Source organism: Paracidovorax oryzae ATCC 19882 (genome assembly GCF_000687165.1).
Classification (GTDB): Bacteria; Pseudomonadota; Gammaproteobacteria; order Burkholderiales; family Burkholderiaceae_C; genus Paracidovorax; species Paracidovorax oryzae.
This window is the reverse complement of the sequence record NZ_JMKU01000010.1, coordinates 152394-172752: the sequence shown is the minus strand read 5'-3', so window position 1 is coordinate 172752 and position 20359 is coordinate 152394. Positions and strand designations below refer to the sequence as shown.

General features: G+C 66.0%; 18 protein-coding genes and 1 pseudogene. 13 read left to right on the top strand and 6 right to left on the bottom strand.

What is annotated here, in order from left to right:
* Position 1: 1 nt before the first annotated feature.
* From urtD to T336_RS0110425, 5 genes are all read left to right on the top strand, one after another.
* Positions 2-745: an urea ABC transporter ATP-binding protein UrtD gene (gene urtD / locus T336_RS0110445; protein WP_026432496.1), complete on the top strand. Its 744-nt coding sequence runs from the start codon at positions 2-4 to the stop codon at positions 743-745.
* 430 nt (positions 746-1175) lie between these two features.
* Positions 1176-1865, top strand: coding sequence for an urea ABC transporter ATP-binding subunit UrtE (gene urtE, locus T336_RS0110440; RefSeq protein WP_026432495.1), 690 nt, complete (start codon positions 1176-1178; stop codon positions 1863-1865).
* 27 nt (positions 1866-1892) lie between these two features.
* Entirely contained in the window at positions 1893-3119 is a 1227-nt protein-coding gene (fmdA, locus tag T336_RS0110435; RefSeq protein WP_026432494.1) for a formamidase, read from the top strand.
* Between the two features lie 35 nt (positions 3120-3154).
* A complete protein-coding gene (locus T336_RS0110430; protein ID WP_026432493.1) occupies positions 3155-3523 on the top strand; it encodes an FmdB family zinc ribbon protein in 369 nt (122 codons plus the stop codon).
* Positions 3524-3591: 68 nt separating this feature from the next.
* Positions 3592-4626 (top strand): aliphatic amidase, encoded by a 1035-nt coding sequence (locus T336_RS0110425; RefSeq protein WP_026432492.1) that lies wholly within the window; start codon positions 3592-3594, stop codon positions 4624-4626.
* A gap of 15 nt (positions 4627-4641) precedes the next feature.
* On the opposite strand, the gene T336_RS0110420 is transcribed toward T336_RS0110425, so the two are convergent.
* Together T336_RS0110420 and cynR are read right to left on the bottom strand one after the other, a co-directional pair.
* Positions 4642-5157 (bottom strand): hypothetical protein, encoded by a 516-nt coding sequence (locus T336_RS0110420; protein WP_026432491.1) that lies wholly within the window; start codon positions 5155-5157, stop codon positions 4642-4644.
* The gene (gene cynR / locus T336_RS0110415; RefSeq protein WP_026432490.1) at positions 5154-6092 is read right to left on the bottom strand and encodes a transcriptional regulator CynR; all 939 of its coding nucleotides are present in this window, start codon (positions 6090-6092) and stop codon (positions 5154-5156) included. The genes T336_RS0110420 and cynR overlap by 4 nt, the downstream gene beginning before the upstream one ends.
* 124 nt (positions 6093-6216) lie before the next feature.
* Between cynR and T336_RS0110410 the strand changes: the two genes are divergently transcribed.
* The 3 genes from T336_RS0110410 (at position 6217) to T336_RS0110400 (ending at position 9396) form a co-directional block, all read left to right on the top strand.
* Positions 6217-7428, top strand: a complete 1212-nt coding sequence (locus tag T336_RS0110410) for a muconate/chloromuconate family cycloisomerase (protein ID WP_026432489.1) — start codon at positions 6217-6219, stop codon at positions 7426-7428.
* 64 nt (positions 7429-7492) lie between these two features.
* Positions 7493-8536 carry a tripartite tricarboxylate transporter substrate binding protein gene (locus tag T336_RS0110405; RefSeq protein ID WP_051647116.1) on the top strand — a complete coding sequence of 348 codons (1044 nt, stop codon included), beginning with the start codon at positions 7493-7495 and terminating at the stop codon, positions 8534-8536.
* 128 nt (positions 8537-8664) lie between these two features.
* Positions 8665-9396, top strand: a complete 732-nt coding sequence (locus tag T336_RS0110400; protein ID WP_026432487.1) for a papain-like cysteine protease family protein — start codon at positions 8665-8667, stop codon at positions 9394-9396.
* 118 nt (positions 9397-9514) lie between these two features.
* Here the strand turns inward: T336_RS0110400 and T336_RS0110395 are convergent, their stop codons facing one another.
* A complete protein-coding gene (locus T336_RS0110395; RefSeq protein ID WP_026432486.1) occupies positions 9515-9748 on the bottom strand; it encodes a hypothetical protein in 234 nt (77 codons plus the stop codon).
* A gap of 151 nt (positions 9749-9899) precedes the next feature.
* On the opposite strand from T336_RS0110395, the gene T336_RS0110390 reads away from it, so the two are divergent.
* On the top strand, positions 9900-11267 hold the full coding sequence (locus tag T336_RS0110390) for an aminotransferase-like domain-containing protein (RefSeq protein WP_026432485.1): 1368 nt from the start codon (positions 9900-9902) through the stop codon (positions 11265-11267).
* Here T336_RS0110390 and T336_RS25015 read toward each other — a convergent pair.
* Complete coding sequence (locus T336_RS25015; RefSeq protein ID WP_035225661.1) at positions 11197-12168, bottom strand: LysR family transcriptional regulator; 972 nt, start codon at positions 12166-12168, stop codon at positions 11197-11199. The genes T336_RS0110390 and T336_RS25015 overlap by 71 nt on opposite strands.
* A gap of 113 nt (positions 12169-12281) precedes the next feature.
* Here T336_RS25015 and T336_RS0110380 point away from each other — a divergent pair, with 113 nt between their 5' ends.
* Complete coding sequence (locus T336_RS0110380) at positions 12282-13667, top strand: MFS transporter (RefSeq protein ID WP_026432484.1); 1386 nt, start codon at positions 12282-12284, stop codon at positions 13665-13667.
* Positions 13668-13762: 95 nt separating this feature from the next.
* On the opposite strand, the gene T336_RS0110375 is transcribed toward T336_RS0110380, so the two are convergent.
* The gene (locus T336_RS0110375) at positions 13763-14554 is read right to left on the bottom strand and encodes a class I SAM-dependent methyltransferase (protein WP_026432483.1); all 792 of its coding nucleotides are present in this window, start codon (positions 14552-14554) and stop codon (positions 13763-13765) included.
* Positions 14555-14769: 215 nt separating this feature from the next.
* On the opposite strand from T336_RS0110375, the pseudogene T336_RS25010 reads away from it, so the two are divergent.
* The 3 genes and pseudogenes from T336_RS25010 to T336_RS26605 all read left to right on the top strand — a co-directional run bounded on the left by T336_RS25010 (position 14770) and on the right by T336_RS26605 (position 19272).
* Positions 14770-16140 (top strand): annotated as a pseudogene (locus T336_RS25010) (aminotransferase-like domain-containing protein).
* Between the two features lie 720 nt (positions 16141-16860).
* Complete coding sequence (locus tag T336_RS25005) at positions 16861-18252, top strand: ATP-binding protein (protein ID WP_035225658.1); 1392 nt, start codon at positions 16861-16863, stop codon at positions 18250-18252.
* Positions 18253-18621: 369 nt separating this feature from the next.
* Positions 18622-19272 (top strand): UCP028583 family protein, encoded by a 651-nt coding sequence (locus T336_RS26605; protein ID WP_156957832.1) that lies wholly within the window; start codon positions 18622-18624, stop codon positions 19270-19272.
* 154 nt (positions 19273-19426) lie between these two features.
* On the opposite strand, the gene T336_RS0110350 is transcribed toward T336_RS26605, so the two are convergent.
* On the bottom strand, positions 19427-20353 hold the full coding sequence (locus T336_RS0110350) for a LysR family transcriptional regulator (protein ID WP_026432479.1): 927 nt from the start codon (positions 20351-20353) through the stop codon (positions 19427-19429).
* Positions 20354-20359: the final 6 nt, after the last annotated feature.

Sequence of the window (20359 nt, the reverse complement as noted above, 5' to 3'; positions counted from 1 at the left end):
CATGAGCAACACCGACTTCGCCCTCGCCGTGGAAGACCTCACCGTCTCCTTCGACGGCTTCAAGGCCATCGACAACCTCACGCTGTACGTGGACAAGAACGAGCTGCGCGTGATCATCGGCCCCAACGGCGCGGGCAAGACCACGCTGCTGGACCTCATCTGCGGCAAGACGCGCGCCACCGGCGGCAGCATCAAGTTCAAGAACGAGGAGCTGACGCGCATGGCCGAGCACCAACGCGTGCGCCTGGGCATCGGCCGCAAGTTCCAGACGCCGTCCATCTACGAGAACCTGTCGGTCTTCCAGAACCTGGAGGTGTCGTATCCCACGGGCCGCACCGTGTTCGGCGCGCTGGCCTTCCGCTGCACCAGCGCGGTGAAGGAACGCGTGCAGGCCGTGGCCGAGGACATCGGCCTGGCCGGCCGCCTGGAGACCGAGGCCGGCCTGCTATCGCACGGGCAGAAGCAGTGGCTGGAGATCGGCATGCTGCTGATGCAGGAGCCGGAGCTGCTGATGCTGGACGAGCCGATCGCGGGAATGAGCGCACGCGAACGGGAGCTGACGGCGGAGCTGCTGGAGCGCATCTGCCGCAACCGCGCGGTGATCGTGATCGAGCACGACATGGAGTTCGTCAAGCGCATCGCGCACAAGGTGACGGTGATGCACCAGGGAAAGATTCTGGCCGAGGGGCCGATGGACAAGGTGCAGGCCGATCCGAAGGTCATCGACGTGTACCTGGGGCATTGAGCATGCGGTGCGAACGACGGTTGTCCTGTTTGCTCTGGTGCCGGAACGAGGGCTGCGCACAGCGTGCTTCCGGGGTGGCCCGTGGCGGCGGCATGCCCCGCTCCGCGAATGTCCCCCGGCCTGCGGCCTCCTCCTTTATTTCGCTGCGCGGGGCATGCCACCACCACGGGCAAACAGCGCCGCGCCTTCTCCATGGCCGGCAAGGCAGAGCGGTGAACTGGCCGGGAGTGCCGGGTGGCCCCTGCAGCGAAATAAAGGAGGAGGCGAAGCCGGGGGACATTCGCGGAAGGGGCCACCCGGCGATCCCGGCCCGGGCGCCCATCCCGCACATCAAGAACTCTGCAGCGATGGCGACTGAAACAACGCAGAGCAAGCACACCCGCGCCGACGACGTACCAAGCACCCCAGAGCACCCCCCAGGAGCGATCCCATGCTGAAAGTCACCGACCTCCACGTCGCCTACGGCCAGAGCGAGGCCCTGCACGGCATCTCGTTCGAAGGCCATGCCAACGAAACCGTCGCCATCATGGGTCGCAACGGCATGGGCAAGACCACGCTGTTCAAGAGCCTGATGGGCGTGCTCCCCACCAAAAGCGGCAGCATCCGCGTCGCGGACCAGGACGTCACGCGCGACGAGAGCTTTCGCCGCGTCGCCAAGGGCATCGCCTACGTCCCCCAGGGCCGCATGATCTTCCCCACCCTCACCGTGGAAGAGAACATCCAGACCGGCCTGGAAAACGCCAAAGACAAGCGCATCCCCGACGAGATCTACGCGCTCTTCCCCGTGCTCTGGGACATGCGCCGCCGCAAGGGCGGCAACCTCTCCGGCGGCCAGCAGCAGCAACTGGCCATCGCCCGCGCCCTCGTCACCGACCCCAAGGTGCTGCTGCTCGACGAACCCACCGAGGGCATCCAGCCTTCGATCATCAAGGACATCGCCAAGGCCCTCAACGAGATCCGAAAGATGCGCCAGCTCACCATCGTCGTGTCCGAGCAGGTGCTGAGCTTCGCGATGGACGTGGCGGACCGGCTCTTCGTCATCGAGGGCGGCCGCCTGGTGCACGAGACCACCCGCGCCGACACCGACCAGCAGCGCATCAAGTCCTACCTCTCCGTCTGACCACCATCCAAACCCAAGGAGCCCGCCATGACCGACACCCTCATCAAAGTCGACCTCACGAAGTCGCCCACCGAGAACGAGAACATCCACAACCGCTGGCATCCGGACATTCCGATGACCTGCTGGGTCAACCCGGGCGACGACTTCATCCTGGAGACCTTCGACTGGACTGGCGGCTTCATCAAGAACAACGACAGCGCCGACGACGTGCGCGACATCGACCTCACCACCGTGCACTACCTCTCCGGCCCGGTGGGCGTGAAGGGCGCGGAGCCGGGCGACCTGCTCGTCGTGGACCTGCTGGACATCGGCGCCAAGCAGGACAGCCTCTGGGGCTTCAACGGCTTCTTCTCCAAGAAGAACGGCGGCGGCTTCCTGACCGAGCACTTCCCCGAGGCGCAGAAGTCCATCTGGGACTTCAAGGGCATGTTCACCAGCTCGCGCCACATCCCCGGCGTGAACTTCGCGGGCCTGATCCACCCCGGCCTGATCGGCTGCCTGCCCGACCGGGCCATGCTCGACCAGTGGAACGCCCGCGAGCAGCAGCTGATCGACAGCGACCCCACCGCGGGTCTGGCCAACCCGCCTTCGCCCGGCACCGCGCACATGGGCCGCATGCAGGGCGAGGCGCGCGACAGGGCCGCCGCCGAGGCCGCCCGCACCGTGCCGCCGCGCGAGCACGGCGGCAACTGCGACATCAAGGACCTCTCGCGCGGCGCGAAGGTGTATTTCCCGGTCTATGTGGACGGCGCGGGCCTGAGCGTGGGCGACCTGCACTTCAGCCAGGGCGACGGCGAGATCACCTTCTGCGGCGCGATCGAGATGGCGGGCTGGGTGCATATGAAGGTCACGCTCATCAAGGGCGGCATGGCCAAGTACGGCATCAAGAACCCGATCTTCAAGCCCAGCCCCATCGTGCCCACCTACAACGACTACCTGATCTTCGAGGGCATCTCGGTGGACGAGGCCGGCAAGCAGTACTACCTGGACGTGAACGTGGCCTACCGCCAGGCCTGCCTGAACGCCATCGAATACCTGAAGAAGTTCGGCTACAGCGGCGCGCAGGCCTATTCCATCCTCGGCACGGCCCCGGTGCAGGGCCACATCAGCGGTGTGGTGGACGTGCCCAACGCCTGCGCCACGCTCTGGCTGCCCACGCAGATCTTCGACTTCGACATCAACCCGAGCGCCAGCGGCCCCGTGAAGATGCTGGACGGCAGCATCGACATGCCCCTGTCGCCCGACCTCGCCTGAGCGCGCGCACCGAAGAACAGACGAGGAGGCCGCAGATGCCCACCTACGACTACCACTGCGCGGACTGCGGCGGCTTCGACGCGCTGCGCAGCTTGGCCCAGCGCAACGAGCCCGCCGCCTGCCCGGACTGCGGCGCGCCGTCGCCCCGCGTGTTCGCCAGCGCGCCGCGGCTGGCCTGCCTGGGCCCGGACCAGCGCCGCGCCCACGACACCAACGAACGCGCCCGCCACGCGCCGCGCTCCTCGCGCGACACCGACGCCGGCGGCTACGGCCGGCTGCGCCACCCCGCGGGCTGCGGCTGCTGCAGCGGCGGCGGAGGTGGGGCGAAGCGCAGCGCCACCGTCACCGCCGCCAACGGCGCCAAGGCTTTTCCGTCCAAACGGCCCTGGATGATCAGCCACTGAGCGCGGCGCACGGACGGCCTTTTCTTCTCTCTCGTCATCGATTCACCGTTTTCCCAGGAGCCCGCGCCATGATCCACGGCGATATTTCGAGCAGCGACGACACCGTCGGCGTCGCGGTCGTCAACTACAAGATGCCCCGGCTGCACACCCGGGCCGAGGTGCTGGACAACGCCCGCAGGATCGCCGGCATGCTGGTCGGCATGAAGGCCGGCCTGCCGGGCATGGACCTGGTCATCTTCCCCGAATACAGCACCCACGGCATCATGTACGACCGGCAGGAGATGATGGATACCGCCGCCACCATCCCTGGCGAGGAGACCGAGATCTTCGCCGCCGCCTGCCGCAAGGCCAAGGTGTGGGGCGTGTTCTCGCTCACCGGCGAGCGGCACGAGGAGCACCCGCGCAAGGTGCCCTACAACACGCTCATCCTCATGAACGACCAGGGCGAGATCGTGCAGAAGTACCGCAAGATCATGCCGTGGACGCCCATCGAGGGCTGGTATCCGGGCGACCGCACCTACGTCACCGACGGCCCCAAGGGCCTGAAGATCAGCCTCATCATCTGCGACGACGGCAACTACCCCGAGATCTGGCGCGACTGCGCCATGCAGGGCGCGGAACTCATCGTGCGCTGCCAGGGCTACATGTATCCGGCCAAGGAGCAGCAGATCCTGATGAGCAAGGCCATGGCCTTCGCCAACAACAGCTACGTGGCCGTGGCCAATGCGGCCGGCTTCGACGGCGTGTACAGCTACTTCGGCCACAGCGCGCTGATCGGCTTCGACGGCCGCACGCTGGGCGAATGCGGCGAGGAGGAAATGGGCGTGCAGTACGCCGCGCTCTCCAAGCACCTGATCCGTGACTTCCGCCGCCACGGCCAGAGCGAGAACCACCTGTTCAAGCTGATGCACCGGGGCTACACCGGCCTGCTGAACTCGGGCGAGGGCGACCAGGGCGTGGCGGATTGCCCCTACGGCTTCTACCGCCAGTGGGTGACCGACCCGGGCGCCGCGCGCCGCACGGCCGAGGCCGTCACGCGCGGCACCGTGGGCACGCCGCAATGCCCGATCGAGGGCATACCGCATGGCGCATCAGAGTCCTGACGCGCACGGCAGCGCCTACCGTCCCCGGGACGAATAATCGCTCTCGATCCAGGCCTGGGCGCTGGCCTGGCCGAGCTTGAAGTTCGCCTCCACGCGCGCCTCGCCCAGCAACTGCCCTGCGGCGTCGTGCGCCGTCAGCACGGCATACGGATATTCCTCGTCCGGCACGATGCGCAGCGCCACCCGGACGAGGTCCGCCCCGGCACCCACGGCCACCTCCTTGTGCAACTGCGCATGCAGTTGCTGCTCGTGGCGGCGCAGCACCTCGGAGGCGGTCTTGACCAGCGTGTGGAAGGCCGCCACGTCCAGCGGCTTGGGGTTCTTCTTGTCGCGGCCCATCGTCCACGGGCCCACCAGCGCCGGCTCGGATTCGCCGCGCAGCGTCATGGCCACGGCCCAGCCGTCGTCGTCCTCGTTCTTGATCACTTCGGCCGTCCAGCGGCCATCGCTCCACAGGCGCGCTTCCTGGATGGGTGCGTCGTGGTTGTCGGGCGATGCCTCGGCGGTCTTCTGCAGGGGAGAGTCGTTCATTGCTGCATTGTCCGGCACGCTGCCTGCCGAGTGGCGGCAACAGCAGCAGCGGCGCGGGTGCCCGCCACCGGCCGCAACCGCGCCACGAACTCCCGCGCCGCCGCGCTGCGCGATGCACCCCGGCGCCACAGCACGCCCGCACGGCGCACGGTGGCGGGTTCGGTCAGCGTGATCGCGCGCATGCCCGGCCCGGCCTGGCCCGCTGCCCGCTCGGCCGCGATGGTGGCCAGCGGGCCACTGCGGCATGCGTGCAGCAGCGCGTCCACCGATTCCATCTCCACCCGCACCACGGGCGCCACGCCGGCCTGGGCGAAGGCCGCGTCGATCATGCGGCGTGTCGCGAAACTCTGCGGCAGCAGCGCCAGCGGCACGCCGGCCAACTCGCGCATGCGCAGGCTGCGGCGGCGCGCCAGCGCGTGGCCCGCGTGCACCACCAGCTGCAGGCGCTCCTCGAACAGCGGCTCGGCCTCGATCTCCTCGCGGTGCGCGGGGTGGAAGGAGATTCCCACGTCCAGCCGGCCGGCGATCAACTGCTCTTCGATCGGGCCGCCGCGCAGGTCGCGCACCACTACCTGCACGCCCGGGTAATCCGCACTGAAGGCGGCCACCGCGTCCGGCACCAGGTGCGTGAGGAAGGTGGGAATCACGCCCACGGTGAGCGTGCCCGCCTGCAGCCCCGCCATGTCGGCCAGCGCCATGCGGCCGGCCTCCAGCTCCTGCAGCGCGCGTGCCGCGTGGCTGCGGAACGCCATGCCGGCCTGCGAGAGCTTCAGCCCCCGCCCCAGCCGGTCGAACAGCGGCAGGCCCAGCTCGGCCTCCAGCTGCCGCAGGCCGTGCGACAGGGTGGACTGGGTGACGAAGAGCGCGTCGGCCGACTGCGTGAGGTGCTCGGTCTCGGCCACGCTCAGGAAATAGCGCAGCTGGCGCAGTTCCATGGCGGCTCCTGGTGAAGGGGGGAAAGGGTCGCGGAAAGATCCGGATTATCGTTCGATGCTGTCGAATGAATCGTGTCATATATACCATTGGATCGCAGGCTTTCTCCGGGATAAGGTGGCGCCCATGACCGCCATTTCTTCCGCCGGCCTGCGCATCGAGCGCATCGAGGCGCGCATCCTCGACATCCCCACCATCCGGCCGCACAAGTTCTCCTTCGGCGCCATCCACCGCCAGAGCCCGGTGGTGGTGCAGCTGTGGCTGGCGGACGGGGCCTGCGGCTTCGGCGAGGCCGCCACCATCGGCGGCCCGTCGTGGAACGAGGAGTCGCCCGAGACCATCCTGCACGCCATCACGCAGTACCTGGGCCCGGCCGTGACCGGGCAGGACGCGGGCCGCTTCGAGCAACTGCTGTCGCGCATGGACGCCGTCTGCAAGGGCAACCGCTTCGCCAAGAGCGCCGTGGAAATGGCCGCCATCGACGCCGTGGCCCGTTCCCTGGGCCTGCCCGCCTGGCAACTGCTGGGCGGCAAGCGGCACGAGAGCCTGCCGCTGGCCTGGACGCTCGCCAGCGGCGATTCCGCGCGCGACGTGGAAGAGGCCGAGCGCATGCTGGCCGCGCGCCGCCACCGCATCTTCAAGCTCAAGATCGGCGCGCGCGCCCCGCAGGACGATGTGGCCCATGTCACCCGCATCGCGCGCGGCCTGGACGGGCGCGCCGACATGACGGTGGACATCAACCAGGCCTGGGACGGCAACACCGCGCGCCGCTACGTGCCCCAGCTCATCGATGCGGGCGTGAGCCTGATCGAGCAGCCTGTCGCGCAATGGAACGTGGAGGCCCTGCGCCAGCTCACCGCCGGTCTGCCCGCCGGCGCGCTGGTGATGGCCGACGAAACCGTCTGCACGCCGCAGGACGCCATGCTGCTGGCGCGGCAGGGCGCCTGCCATGTCTTCTCGCTCAAGGTGGCCAAGCACGGTGGCCTGCTGCGCACCCGCGCCGTGGCCGCCGTGGCCGAGGCCGCGGACATCGGCTGGTACGGCGGCACCATGCTGGAAACGTCGCTGGGCAGCGCCGCATCGGCCCACGTCTTCGCCACCCTGCCCGGCACGCACCACAACTGCGAGCTGTTCGGCCCGCAACTGCTGGTCAACGACATCGTCGCCACGCCCATGGCCGTGCGCGACTTCGCGCTGCAGCTGCCCGACGGCCCCGGCTTCGGGGTGGAGGTGCTGCCCGAGGCCCTGCACCGCTTCGACCGCGCCCGCGAAGGCCTCGCTCCCGTGCACGTGGACATGGGCCGCCCGGCGGCCACCTCCGCCGCACCCTCTGCCTGACGCCCACGCCGTCCTTTCATCCATCCATCCTTCATCACACCCCATAAATCCGGAGACAAGTCCCATGCCATCCACCCGCGCCCAGGCCCTGCCGTTCGCCCACACCACCACGCGCCGCAGCGCCCTGGCCCTCGCAGCGGGCGCCATTGCTGCAGCCGCCCTGGCGGGCGTGCTGCCCGCGCCGGCCCATGCACAGCAGGCCGACGCCGCCGCATGGCCCTCCAAGCCCGTCCGCTGGGTCGTTCCGTTCCCGCCCGGCGGCGCCATGGACGTCATCGCCCGCACCCTGGGCGAACGTGCCGGCCGCACCCTGGGCCAGCCCTTCGTGATCGAGAACCGCCCCGGCGCGGGCGGCAACATCGGCGCGGACGCCGTCGCCAAGTCGCCGGCCGACGGCTACACGATCATGATCACCTCCATCGGCATGGCCACCAACAAGGCGCTCTACGCCAAGCTGAGCTACGACCCGGTGAAGGACTTCGCCCCCGTCAGCCTGCTGGCCATCGTGCCCAACGTGCTCGTCGTCAACGCCAACAGCCCCGACAAGACGGTGGCCGACGTCATCGCGCACGCCAAGCGCGAGCCCGGCAAGCTCACCTACGCATCGGCCGGCAACGGCACCTCCATCCACCTGGCCGGCGAGGTGTTCGCCTCCATGGCCAGGCTCAACCTGCTGCACGTGCCCTACAAGGGCAGCGGCCCGGCCATGACCGACATGCTGGGCGGGCAGGTGGACCTGATGTTCGACAGCATCACCTCCGCCGCCCCGCACATTCAGTCCGGCAAGCTGCGCGCCCTGGGCGTCACCAGCGCCAAGCGATCGGCCGCGTTGCCGGGCGTGCCGACCATCGCCGAAGCCGGCGTGCCCGGCTACGAGGTCTCGCCCTGGTTCGCCGTGTTCGCCCCGGCCGGCACGCCCGCGCCCATCGTGCAGAAGATCAACGCCGCCCTGCTGGACGCGATGAAGCAGCCGGACACCAAGGCCCGCTTCGACGCCATCGGCGCCGAGCCCATCGGCAGCACGCCCGCGCAACTGGCCACGCACCTGGACAAGGAAATGGCGCGCTGGGGCGCGCTGATCAAGGACCGCAACATCCGGATGGATTGACGCGGCAGGTCCGGGGAAGGCGGTGCTCGCCACCTGGGCGAAGCATTCGCTTGTCAGCCGAATCGCTGCACTTCACAGTTCGTGATGCACTTCATAGAGTCGCTGCAGTTTTGTATCTGGACCATGAAATGCATATCACCCATGCTGTGACTTCCCACAGGAACATGAATGTGGCACGCGATGGCGGAGCTGCCGTACAGGCACCCGCCACCCGTGCCAAAAGCGCGTCCCACGGCAATGCTGTGCCGTTAGCCGCAGGCAGGAGCTTGCCCGATGCACAGGCGCCTGGCATCCGCCCGAGAAAAGGCATCTTGGACATCGCGGCGGGCAGCCCGAGAAAGGTGGGCGGAGGGCATCTCCAGAGTGCCGGATCCAGTTCTTCGTCGGGAGGCCGCAAATTGGCGGTTCCTTATATCCGGCAGAACGGACCGTGTGGCTGCTGGGAGGCCACGATGAATATGTTGCGTGCCTATTTCGGACAGCCTCCGCTGGATAAGCAGAAGCTCGCCTACAAATACGATGCCAATGGCATGCCCAAGGAGATAAGTGGGCAGTTGGATTACGTCACGAGGAACCGCAAGGGCAACCTCAAAAATGTCGCCGCTCCTGCAGACAAAACGTGGAGTGCCGAAAAGATCGCGTCCCTGCTGGACGAGCATGGCCCGCTGGAGGCGCATATCGAGGACCCCAGCGATGACGGGGGCTCCCATGCGATCGTGCTCACAGGCGTTGACGGAGACGGAAACGTCATCTGCCATGATCCGCAATTCGGCCCGGACCAGCGGGTGGCCATCGAAACATTCAATGCAGCCTTTGACTGGTCGAACCACCGGATGGCCTTGACGGCATACAACGGGTAAGACCAAGCGCTTATTCGTCGTGCGGCGCAGTCCGGTGATGGCTGCCGGCGGCGAACCAGGCTTCAACGGCCAGATCAAGACCGGACGCGGACCTGCAATCCCCGCCCGGTCTTTGCCATCACGGCAGGCTCAAATCCATGCCCAGATGCCTGGCCAGCGCGAATGTCAACCACACCACGACCGCCAGCGCCAGCAGGAAGGCGGCACTGAGCTTGCAGGTGGCCAGCAGCAGCGCGCGCCTGTCCATCTTCTTGCCACCCTGGTCGTAATGCCACTTGATGGCGAAGAACATGCACGTGCCGAACACGAGCACCTTGAACACAATGAAGACTACGGGGATCCAATCGATCATCTGGGGAGCTTCCGGGCGGGTGGCCTGATACGGTGCATGGGGGAAGGCGGCAGGGCGAGAATGCAGGGATGCCGCCGCCACCCGCTCCGGGAGATGGTACGCAGAAGCAATATCCATACATCCACGGCCCACGCCGCCATCCATCCCCGCCATGCAAGACGACGACGCGCCCCTCTGGCTGCCGCGACTGGCCTCGCAGGGCGGGCCCCGCTTCCTCCAGATCGCGGATGCCCTGCAGGCCGCGGTGGCGGACGGATCCCTGGCCCCGGGCGATCGCCTGCCGCCGCAGCGCCTGCTGGCGGCACGGCTGGGCGTCGATCTCACGACCATCACGCGTGCCTACGGCGAAGCCCGGCGCCGCCACCTGCTGGAAGGGCGTGGCGCCCGGGGCACCTATGTCGCGGCGCCGAAGATCGAATGGACCCCGATCCTCGACCTGGGCATGAACATCCCCCCGCCACCGGCGGGCGTGGACTTCGATGAGCTGCTGAAGCAGGGCGTGTCCCAGGTCCTGATGCGGGCGGATGCCGGGTTGCTGATGACCTACCACCCGGGCGGAGGCAGCGAGGCCGACCGCGAGGCCGGGGCCCGATGGATCAGGCCGATGCTGGGCGATGTGGAGGCCGGACAGGTCGTCGTCTGCCCCGGTGCGCAGGCGGCGATCGCGGCACTGGTCCTGGCGCTCACGGAACCGGGCGATGCGATCTTCGTGGAGCCCGCGACCTATCCCGGCGCGCTGGCCGCAGCCGCTCGATTCGGCCGGCGCCTCGTGGCGGTGGATGCGGACGGGCAGGGCATGGTGCCCGAGGCGCTGGAGCAGGCGTGCCGCCAACACCGGCCCGGGCTGGTGTATCTCAACCCGACACTGCAGAACCCGACCGCCGTCACCATGCCGGAACACCGGCGCAAGGCACTGGCCAGCATCGCGCAGCGTCGCAGGCTGCGCATCGTCGAGGACGATCCCTACTGGCTGCTGGCCGACAACCCGCCGCCCCCCATCGCCACGTTCGCCCCGGAACGGGTGGCCTACATCGCGACCCTGTCGAAATGCCTGACGCCCGGCCTGCGCGTCGCCTTCGTGCTCCTGCGGGACCCGCACGAGCGTGAACGCTTCCTGGCCGCGATGAGGGCCTTCGCGCTGATGGCCGCGCCCCTGACGGCCGCAGTGGCCACGCAGTGGATCCTCGACGGTTCAGCGACAGAGTTGATGGAAGGCGTGCGCAAGGAAGCGCGCCTGCGCCACCGGATGGCGGGAGACCTTCTGGCAGGGCGGTACAGCGGCTCGGGAGACGGCCTGCATGTGTGGCTGGAGTTGCCGGGGTATTGGAGTTCTGCAGAGCTGGCGCAGGCCACCCGGAGCGAGGGCATTGCCGTCATGCCGGCGGAAGCGTTTGCGCCGGATGGTGCAACCGTGCATGCCCATGCCATCCGGATCTCCCTGGGCGGCATCAGGGACCGTGGGCGCCTGCAGGCGGGGCTCCGGAAGCTGTCCGATCTGTTGGCGCGGCGGCCCGGGTAGAGCGCTGCTTTCCGCCCGCGCACACCTCCCGCACGCATTCGCGAATCCATCGGTGCCCCGCGTCCGCGTGCATCCGCGGATGCCAGATCAGCGACACGGTGAAGTCCGGTAGATCGAATGGCAGCGCGAATGTCTTCAGCCCCGCGCGCAGCCGGGCCGTGTGCGCCTCGGGCACCGTCGCCACCAGGTCGGTGTCGCGCGCGAGCGCCAGCGCGCCGGCAAAGCTGTCCACCGTCGTCACCACGCGGCGCGCGAGGCCCAGCAGCTCCAGCGCGCCGTCCACGACGCCGCGGTGCCCGGGCCGCCGCTCCACCACGACGTGGCCGGCCTGCGCATAGCGCGCGGGTGTCACGCGTCCGCGCGCGAGCGCATGGCCCGCATGCACCACGCCCACGAAGCGGTCGCGCAGCAGCGCCTGCACGCGCATCTCGGGGCCGGTGGACTGGCCGACGACGCCGGTCTCGAGATCGACGCTGCCGTCGCGCAGCGGTGCGTTGTCCTTGTCGGGCTTGGGCGCGAAGCGCAGGCTGACGCCGGGCGCCTCGGCCGCCACGCGGGCGATCAGCGCGGCGCCGAAGTTCTCGACAAAGCCGTCGCGCGTGCGCAGCGTGAACGTCCGCTCCAGCCGCGCGAGATCCAGGCCTTCTGCGGGCCGCAGCAGCGCCTCGGCCTCGCGCAGCGCCGGGCCCGTCCGTTCGCGCAGTTCGATCGCGCGCGGCGTGGGCACCAGGCCGCGGCCGGCGCGCACCAGCAGCGGGTCGCCGGTGGACTCGCGCAGGCGCGCGAGCGAGCGGCTCATGGCCGACGCGCTCAGGCCCAGGCGGCGCGCAGCGCGCGCCACATTGCCCTCGGCAAGCAGCACGTCGAGCGTCACGAGCAGGTTGAGGTCGGGTCGCGCCATGCCGCGATCTTGGCATGACATGGCGTCTCGTGCAGCTATTCAATGCAATCCATGCGTCTTCCGCCAGGGCTCGTTCGTCCCTACGCTGCCGGGAACGATTCCGGAAAGACGCCATGAACGACAACCGACCCGCACTCGCCGCCTTGTGCCTGGCGATGCTGATGCCCTCGCTGGACACCAGCATTGCCAATGCCAGCCTGCCCGTGCTCGCCCACGCCCTCGGTGCATCGTTCGCGCAGGTGCAGTGGGTGGTGCTGGCCTACCTGCTGACCATCACCGCGCTGATCGTCGGCGCCGGCCGGCTCGGCGACCTGCTCGGGCGCGGGCGGCTGCTCGTCGCCGGTGTCGCACTGTTCACTGTCGCCTCGCTGCTGTGCGGGCTCGCGCCGACGCTCGCCACGCTGGCGGCGGCGCGCGTGCTGCAGGGCCTGGGCGCCGCGGCGATGCTGGCGCTGACCGTCGCGCTCGTCGGCGAGACGATGCCGCGCGAACGCACCGGCGCGGCGATGGGCCTGCTCGGCACGATGTCGGCCATCGGCACGACGCTCGGGCCGTCGCTGGGCGGCCTGCTCACCACGGCCCTGGGCTGGCGCGCGATCTTCCTCGTCAACGTGCCGGTCGGCCTCCTCAACCTGTGGCTGGCGCGCCGGCACCTGCCGATGGCGCGCCCTGCCGCCGCAGGCACCGGGCCGCGCTTCGACATTCCCGGCACCGTGTTGCTGGCCGGCACGCTCGCCGCCTACGCGATCGCGACGACGGTCGGCCGCGGCCATGCGCTCGCGTGGATGGCCGCCGCACTGGCCGGCGGGCTCGCGTTCGTGGCGGTGGAGGCGTGTGCCGCCGCGCCGCTGGTGCGGCTCTCGATGTTCCGCGACGCGGCGCTGTGCGCGGGCCTCGCGACGACGGCGCTGGTGGCGACCGTGATCGCCACCACGCTCGTGGTCGGCCCGTTCTACCTCGCCCGCGCGCTGGCCTTGCCAGCGGGCATCGTGGGCGTCGTACTGTCGTGCGGCCCGATGGTGTCTGCGCTGGCGGGGGCGCCGGCTGGGCGGGTCGTGGATCGCATCGGCGCCTCTCGAGTGGTGGTTGCCGGCCTCGCCGCGATGTTTGCGGGCACCCTGCTGCTGGCGTTGCTGCCATCGGGCCTGGGCGTGGCGGGTTGGCTCGCCGGCATCGTGGTGACGACGGTGGGCTACGCGAGCTTCCAGGCCGCCAACAACACCGCGCTGATGCATGGCGCCGCCGCAGCGCAGCGCGGTCTTGTCTCCGGACTGCTGAGCCTCGCGCGCAACCTCGGCCTCGTCACCGGCGTGGCGGCCCTGGGCGCGGTGTTCGCAGCAGCATCGTCGTCGGCCGATGTCGCGAGCGCGAGCGCGGCTGCCGTCGCGCGGGGCATGCACATCACCTTCGCGGTGGACGCCGGGCTGATGGGCGTCGCGCTCGCCATCGCGCTGGCCGGAGCGTGGCTGCGCAGGGGCGCTCCTCTGGCGAAGGCGTGACAGAGCGGTGCGATGCGTGAGCCATCGTGCAGCGGAACGGCCCTTGCGACGGGGCGGTGCCGACGGCTCGCGGACCGGTATTTTCGACGCTGCCCTCAAGCCCTCTTCACCGCCCGCGTCGCCATGAACGTCGGCATGGCGTTCTCCACCACGAAGCGCGGATGCGGCTGCCAGTCTTCATGGAAACCCGTCAGGATGAAGCCCGCATCCAGCTGCCCGCCGATCTGGTCGGCGAGCGTGTGGCCGAAGACCAGGGCCTCGCCCCGGCCCTGCTTGTCCGCCAGGGCTTCGGGCGGCAGGTGCTCCACATCGGAATAGGGCAGTCGCCACAGCGGCTTCACCAGGCCCTGGGCGCGCAGTTCCGGGTCCCGATCGCCGATGAACACCACCGGGTTCCAGAAGCTCGACAGCAGCGTGCCGCCGGACACGAGCACGCGCGCGCACTCCCGCCACACGGGCCGCACGTCCGGCACGTAGAGGTTGGAGATGGGGTGGAAGATGAGGTCGAAGCTGGCATCGGCGAACATGCCCAGGTCCCGCATGTCGCCCTGCACGCAGCGCAGGTCCAGCTGCTCCCGCTCGGCCACGGCCCGGTCCTGCGCGAGCTGGCCGGCAGAGGCGTCGTACACCGTCACCTCGGCGCCCGCCGCCGCGAGGATGGGGGCCTGCTGGCCCCCTCCGGCGGCCAGGCAGAGGATGCGCAGGCCGGCAACCTGCTCCATCCATCCCGCGGGCAGCGGGCCCGGCGTGAGGTGGACCTGCCAGCGCCCGGCGCGCGCTTCGGCGATGGCTTCAGGGCCGACCGGGGCGGACCATTCGCAGCCCTGAGCGGCCTGGCGGTCCCAGGCGGCCTGGTTGTGGGCGAGGATATCGATGGGATGGTTCATGGTTTTTGTGGGGGGAAGCCGCATCCCCGGCCTGGCCCGCGCCCGACGTCGTCCGACACGGTGCGTGCAAGCGGCACGGCCTCCTCGATGAGAGACGCCAGGGCGCCAGCCACGCCCCTGCAAGGATGCAAGGATGAAGCCGCCGCCCGTTCCGGGCATGGTACGCGGGAGCAATATCCATACATGCAGGGCCAATTCCCCCCTTCATATCATCCATGCAAGACGACGACGACGCGACCCTCTGGCTGCCCCAATTAGCCGGGCAGGGCGGCTCACGCTTCTTGCAAATCGCGGATGCCTTGCAGGCGGGGGGCCCTGGCCCCGGGCGACTGTCATCCGCCGCAGCGCCTGCTGGCGGCTCGGCTGGGCGTCGGTCTCACGACTGTCACGCGCGCCTACGACGAGGCCCGGCGCCACCACCTGCTGGAGGGGCGCGGCGCCCGGGGCGCCTATGCCGCGGCGCCGAAAGTCGAATGCACCTCGAACCTCGACCTGGGTATGAACATCCCTCCGCCACCGGAAGGCGTGGACTTTGGCGACCTGTTGAAGCAAGGCGCGTCCCAAGTGCTGATGCGGGCGGATGCTGACCTACCACCGGGGCGGCAGCAGCGAGCCGACCGGGAGGCCGGGGCCCGATGGCTCAGGCCAATGCTGGGCGATGTGGAGGCCGGGCAGGTCGTCGTCTGCTCCGGTGCGCAGGCGGCGATCACGGCACTGATTCTGGCGCTGATGGAGCCGAGCCGGGCGATGCGATCCTCGCGGAGCCCGCAACCCATCCCGGCGCGCTGGCCGCAGCCGCTCAATTCGGCCGGCGCATCGTGGCGGTGGAAGCGGACGGGCAAGGGGGTGCCCAAGGTGCTGGAGCAGGCGTGCCGCCCGCACCGGCCCGGGCTGGTGCATCTCAACCCGACGCTGCAGAACCCGACCGCCATCACCATGCCGGTGCGCCGGCGCACCGGCGCAAGGCACTGGCCGCCATCGCGCTGCGTTGCAAGGTGCACATTATCGAGGACGACCCCTACTGGCTCTTGGCCGCTGCCCCGCCGCCGCCCATCGCCGCGTTCGCTCCGGAAAGGGTGAGCTATAGCGCGACCCTGTTGAAGTGCCTGACGCCCGGCCTGCGCGTCGCCTTCGTCCTGATGCGTGACCCGCACGAACGCGTATGTTTTCTGGCTGCGCTGAAGGCCTTGCGCTGATGGCCGCGCCCCTGGTGGCCGCATTAGCCACGCAGTGGATCCTCGGCGGTCCAGCGGCCGAGTTGATGGAGGGTGTGCGTAAGGAAGCGCGCCTGCGTCGCTGGATGGCTGCGGATCTTCTGGCGGGGCGTTACAGCGGCTCGGAGACGGCCTGCATGTATGGCTGAAGTTGCCGGGATATTGGAGTTCTTCGGAACTCGCACGTGCGACCCACAGTGAGGGCATTGCCGTCATGCCGGGGGAGGCGTTTGCGACGGGTGGCGGAGCTGTGCATGCCAATGCCATCCGGATCTCGCTGGCGGCATCCAGAACCGTGCGCGCTTGCAGGCGGGAATTCGGAAGCTGTCTGATTTGTTGGCGCGGCGGTCCGGGTCATCCGATCCTGTTTAGCTACCCAGGAAAGATCGCTCTGTCTATCTATCCATGTCTCTCGAACACCGCAACCTGTGCAGGTCACAACATGCGCACCTGTCGCGCACAGGCCTGTTGTATAACAGGTTATAGTGTTTGTAATGAATTTGCTCTGAGACTCTAGCAACCGTGCAGTACGCAACACAGGAGGGGCGAGCGTCATGACTGATTCGCTGCTACATTTTGCTACATCATATAGCCGAATTAAGGCTGCGAGGCTCGTGTAGAGATTTTGCTGGCAATTACACTGAAGTCTTGCGGAGTGGCATATTGTGGATTATTTTGTTTGTAGGCAAGGATGCAGAGTTTTCAGGAAATTTTGATGCACAGTTATTGAGTTTTGCATTGATATCGGGCGGTCTTGCCCATACTTCTTGGAGATCCACGTTCACATTGAAATTCACATAACGATTTCGTTTGGGTTGGAAATCTTCGCTTTCTTGTTTGGCTTAATTGCAGTATGCATGGAGGTGTCTATGGAAAACTCAATCGCTATTCTGAAAAACAGCATGGCTATGGTTTGGTGCGGTTTTGCGTTCCTGCGGAGCTCTGGTGAGAAAAATTCCAGCCCAAACGAGTTATTAATGTGTCTAATCAAGTGATCGCGACCAAGGGGGACGTAGGAGGTTCGATTCCTCTACTCCGCACCATATTGAAGATTGAGCAGTCAGTATAGGTATTTCTATTCTCAAAACCACCATGATAGAAGAACGCAACCTATCATCCGCCGAACTGCAGTCGCTGCTCGCCGCTGACGAGGACCACTTTTTCGATGTCAAAGGTAAGGAAATACAGCCTTCTAAGCTGCAAGAGACATTTGTAGCCTTTGCGAACGCTGATGGGGGCGAACTCTACATTGGACTGGAGGACAAAAAGTACAAGGGTGATCGCGTTCGACCATTCGGCAACAAGGAGGAAGCTAATGCTGTCTTGGCCGTTCTTTTGGAGCAAACAACACCCGCAGTAGAGAATGTTTCTGTAGAGTTTCTTCAAGTCTCAAAGATGGGGCAAATACTCCATCTGTCTATTCCCAAGAGCCCCAAGGTTCACTATACAAGTAGCGGTGACTGCTACATGCGATTGAACGCAGGCAAAGTCAAGCTCAAAGGCGAGCGGGTAACTACTCTCGCCTATTCAAAAGGTTCGACTCCCTATGAAAGAGTCGCAGTTGATTCAGTTGATCTAGTAGAGATTATCAATTCAAAAGTGCTCGTTGATTATATGCGACGAGTAGAAACATCGCTGGAGCCTGAGCGGTTCCTTCGAAAGCAGAGACTGCTCACAGAGCGAAAGACAAAGCAAATTCCGAATGTGGGCTGTGTCCTCCTATTCGATGAGGAGCCGCAGGCCTCTGTTGAAACCCGCTGCGCGATAAAAGTCTACCGATTGCGAACAACCGAGGCCGAGTACAAGCGTGAGCACCTGGCCGAGATGCCTGCAACAATCAACGGACCTATCGAGATGCAAATCTTCGATGCTATCGCTAAGGTGGCGGAGTTAGTGGAAGGAGCGTCTTACTACGAAGGGAGTAAGCTTGTTGCGCTCAAATATCCAGCTGAAGCAATCAAGGAGGTGCTCGTTAATGCAGTGATCCACAGGGACTACAGCCTAAACGACGATGTGCACATCCGTATATTTGACAACCGGATCGAAATATCAAGCCCAGGCAAGTTGCCAGGATACGTGACGTTAGACAACCTCTACGACGAGCGATTTTCCCGGAATCCAAATCTCGTTCGCATGCTCCACAATCTTCCCAACCCCTTGAATCACGACATTGGTGAGGGACTTGATACTGTGCGCAACGAACTCAAAAAGGCAGGTCTAGTCGCCCCTGCTTTTGAGCAGCGCGGCAATGCATTCGTGGTAACAATCCGCCATCAACGCATGGCTTCGATCGAGGATGTAGTATTACAGCACCTTGATGAGAATCCGGGAACTTACATGACCAACAAGCTTGCGCGTCAGTTGAGCGGCGAAGACGATATCAACAAGGTCAAGAAAGCACTGCAGAAGCTTCGCGCCGAAGGAAAGATCGAAGTCGTCGATTTGAAGGCTCCAGCCTTTAACTTCCAGTACCGCAAAGTCTAAATCTCCCACCGATCTCCGATTGTGTCAAAGTTATATGTGAAAGCAGGCGCTTGGCATGTGAGGGGTGGATTTTGGTCGTCGGCCGGCTGGGTAACTGTATCCAGTTCCTCCTCATTGAGCCGCGGTAGGCTGAATGCCTGCATTGCTGTTAGTTCATGATGACTATGAAAATGGTAATTTTATGGTGATTTTTTGATTTGTTGAGTCTGAGGTATCGGCTTCTAACTACTCGGTCAAGCGGGCGCCAACAAGGGCCATGCCTTTGGTATTTTTACGGCCCTTTTTAGTAGCCTCCGCACCTTTGGTGCTCCGGCGCTGCTTACCCTGGGTGTTGGTCCACTCACCATGTTCAACAATAAGGAAACAACTGTGGCTGATAAGATCGATAATTGCAGAGGCGACGAGAAGAAAAAGCAAATTTGCAGAGATTATGAGGTAAGAGTCATATCAAGAATGGTGCTGCTGCCCGAACGCAAAATTGAAGGGTGTTGCGGCGACCTGGAAAATGAGCATACGATTTTTTATTACAAGCACAAAAAGACTAAATACGAGGATACATTCTCTGTTGGCAAAGACTGCGCGAAGGCATTCCTAGGCATTCTTGGGCAGCAGTTGCCGCCACTGGTGGATCCATTGCAGCACATGCAGATACCAGGATTATCTACGGGGGGCGGGCAGGGCGCATCGGGTGCCGGCTCCCAATCCAATCCGGTAGGGTCGTCAAGTGCAGCGATTCCGAAAATAAATTCAGAAATGTACGTTGCAATAAACTTGTGGTGCATCCTGAAAAATCAAGCGCCTAAGTTTGCGCTTCAGCGTATATTGAACAGCATTCAAGCTGCTCCAAGTGTTGCGCTTCAGGAAAAGGATGTTTTTGATTTCTTAAAGGTATTGGCTTCATACAGAAAGACTCTCAAACAAATGTTGAGCGAAGCGAAAAATACCTACCCAAATATGAAGAGCTACACATTTCCTACTCTTAATACCATTGCCAGCAAGAACTGGATAGACCTGCCGTGAGTGCACGCAGTGTGTGTAGTTGGTTTTCCCAATATTGCCTAATCCATCATTACGCCGGACCTGCGCAAAATCTGCGCTGTTCGGTGAATTCAAACGTTGACTGCCTGCTTCTTGATCGCATCAGCGACGGCTCATGGCCGTCAACAGCCCCTACTCACATCGCCCCCACATCCACCCCCACCTGAAACACCCGCGTGAAGTCACAGCACGACTGCGCCAGCATGATCACCGACGCCACCAGCGCGCTGCGCTGCTCCCCCCGCACCATCGCCACATAGGGCACGGGCGGCAGCGGTGGCTGCACCTCGATCTCGGCCAGCATGCCTGCGGCGACCAGGGGGGCGAGGCAGTGGCGGGGCAGGTAGCTCACGCCCAGGCCGGAGATGGTGAGGCCGGCCAGGGCGATCAAATTGCTGACCACCAGGGTGTCCGCGGGCTCCACGCCGCGTTCGCGCATCCAGCCGTCATAGATGCGGCCGGTGCCGGAGGCGCTGCCCTGCACCAGCAGGCGGTGGGCGGCCAGGTCGTGCAGGCGCACGGGGCGGCCGGGGGCGGGAGGCTGCACGAGGCCGGGGCGGCACATCCAGGCGCTCTCGACCTGGCCCACGGGCTTGGCGGGCAGGCGGCTGTCGGCGAAGGCGTCGGGCACGATGACGAGGTCCAGCGCGTCGGCCAGCAGCTTGTCGCGCAGGGGCAGACTGCCGTCCACGTCGGGCTCCAGCGTGACCTTGGGGTAGTGCGCGCGCACCAGGCCCACCAGGCGGGGCAGCCAGGTCATGGCCGTGAGTTCCGTCACGCCGATGCGCAGGCGGCGCTCGATCACGCCGGGCTTGCCGAACTGCTCCACCGCCGCATCGCGCTCGCGCAGCAGCTTGCGCGCCAGCATGAACATCTCCTCGCCCTTCTCGGTCAGGCGCGCGCTGCGCTGGCTGCGGTCGAACAGGGCGGTGTCGAAGATCTGCTCCAGCTCGTGTACCCGCTTGGAGATGGCGGACTGCGTGGTGTGCAGCTTGCGGGCGGCCGGCGCGAAGCCGCCGAGCTGGCCGATCCAGTACAGGGCTTCCAGTTGCTTGAAGGTCATCATGGC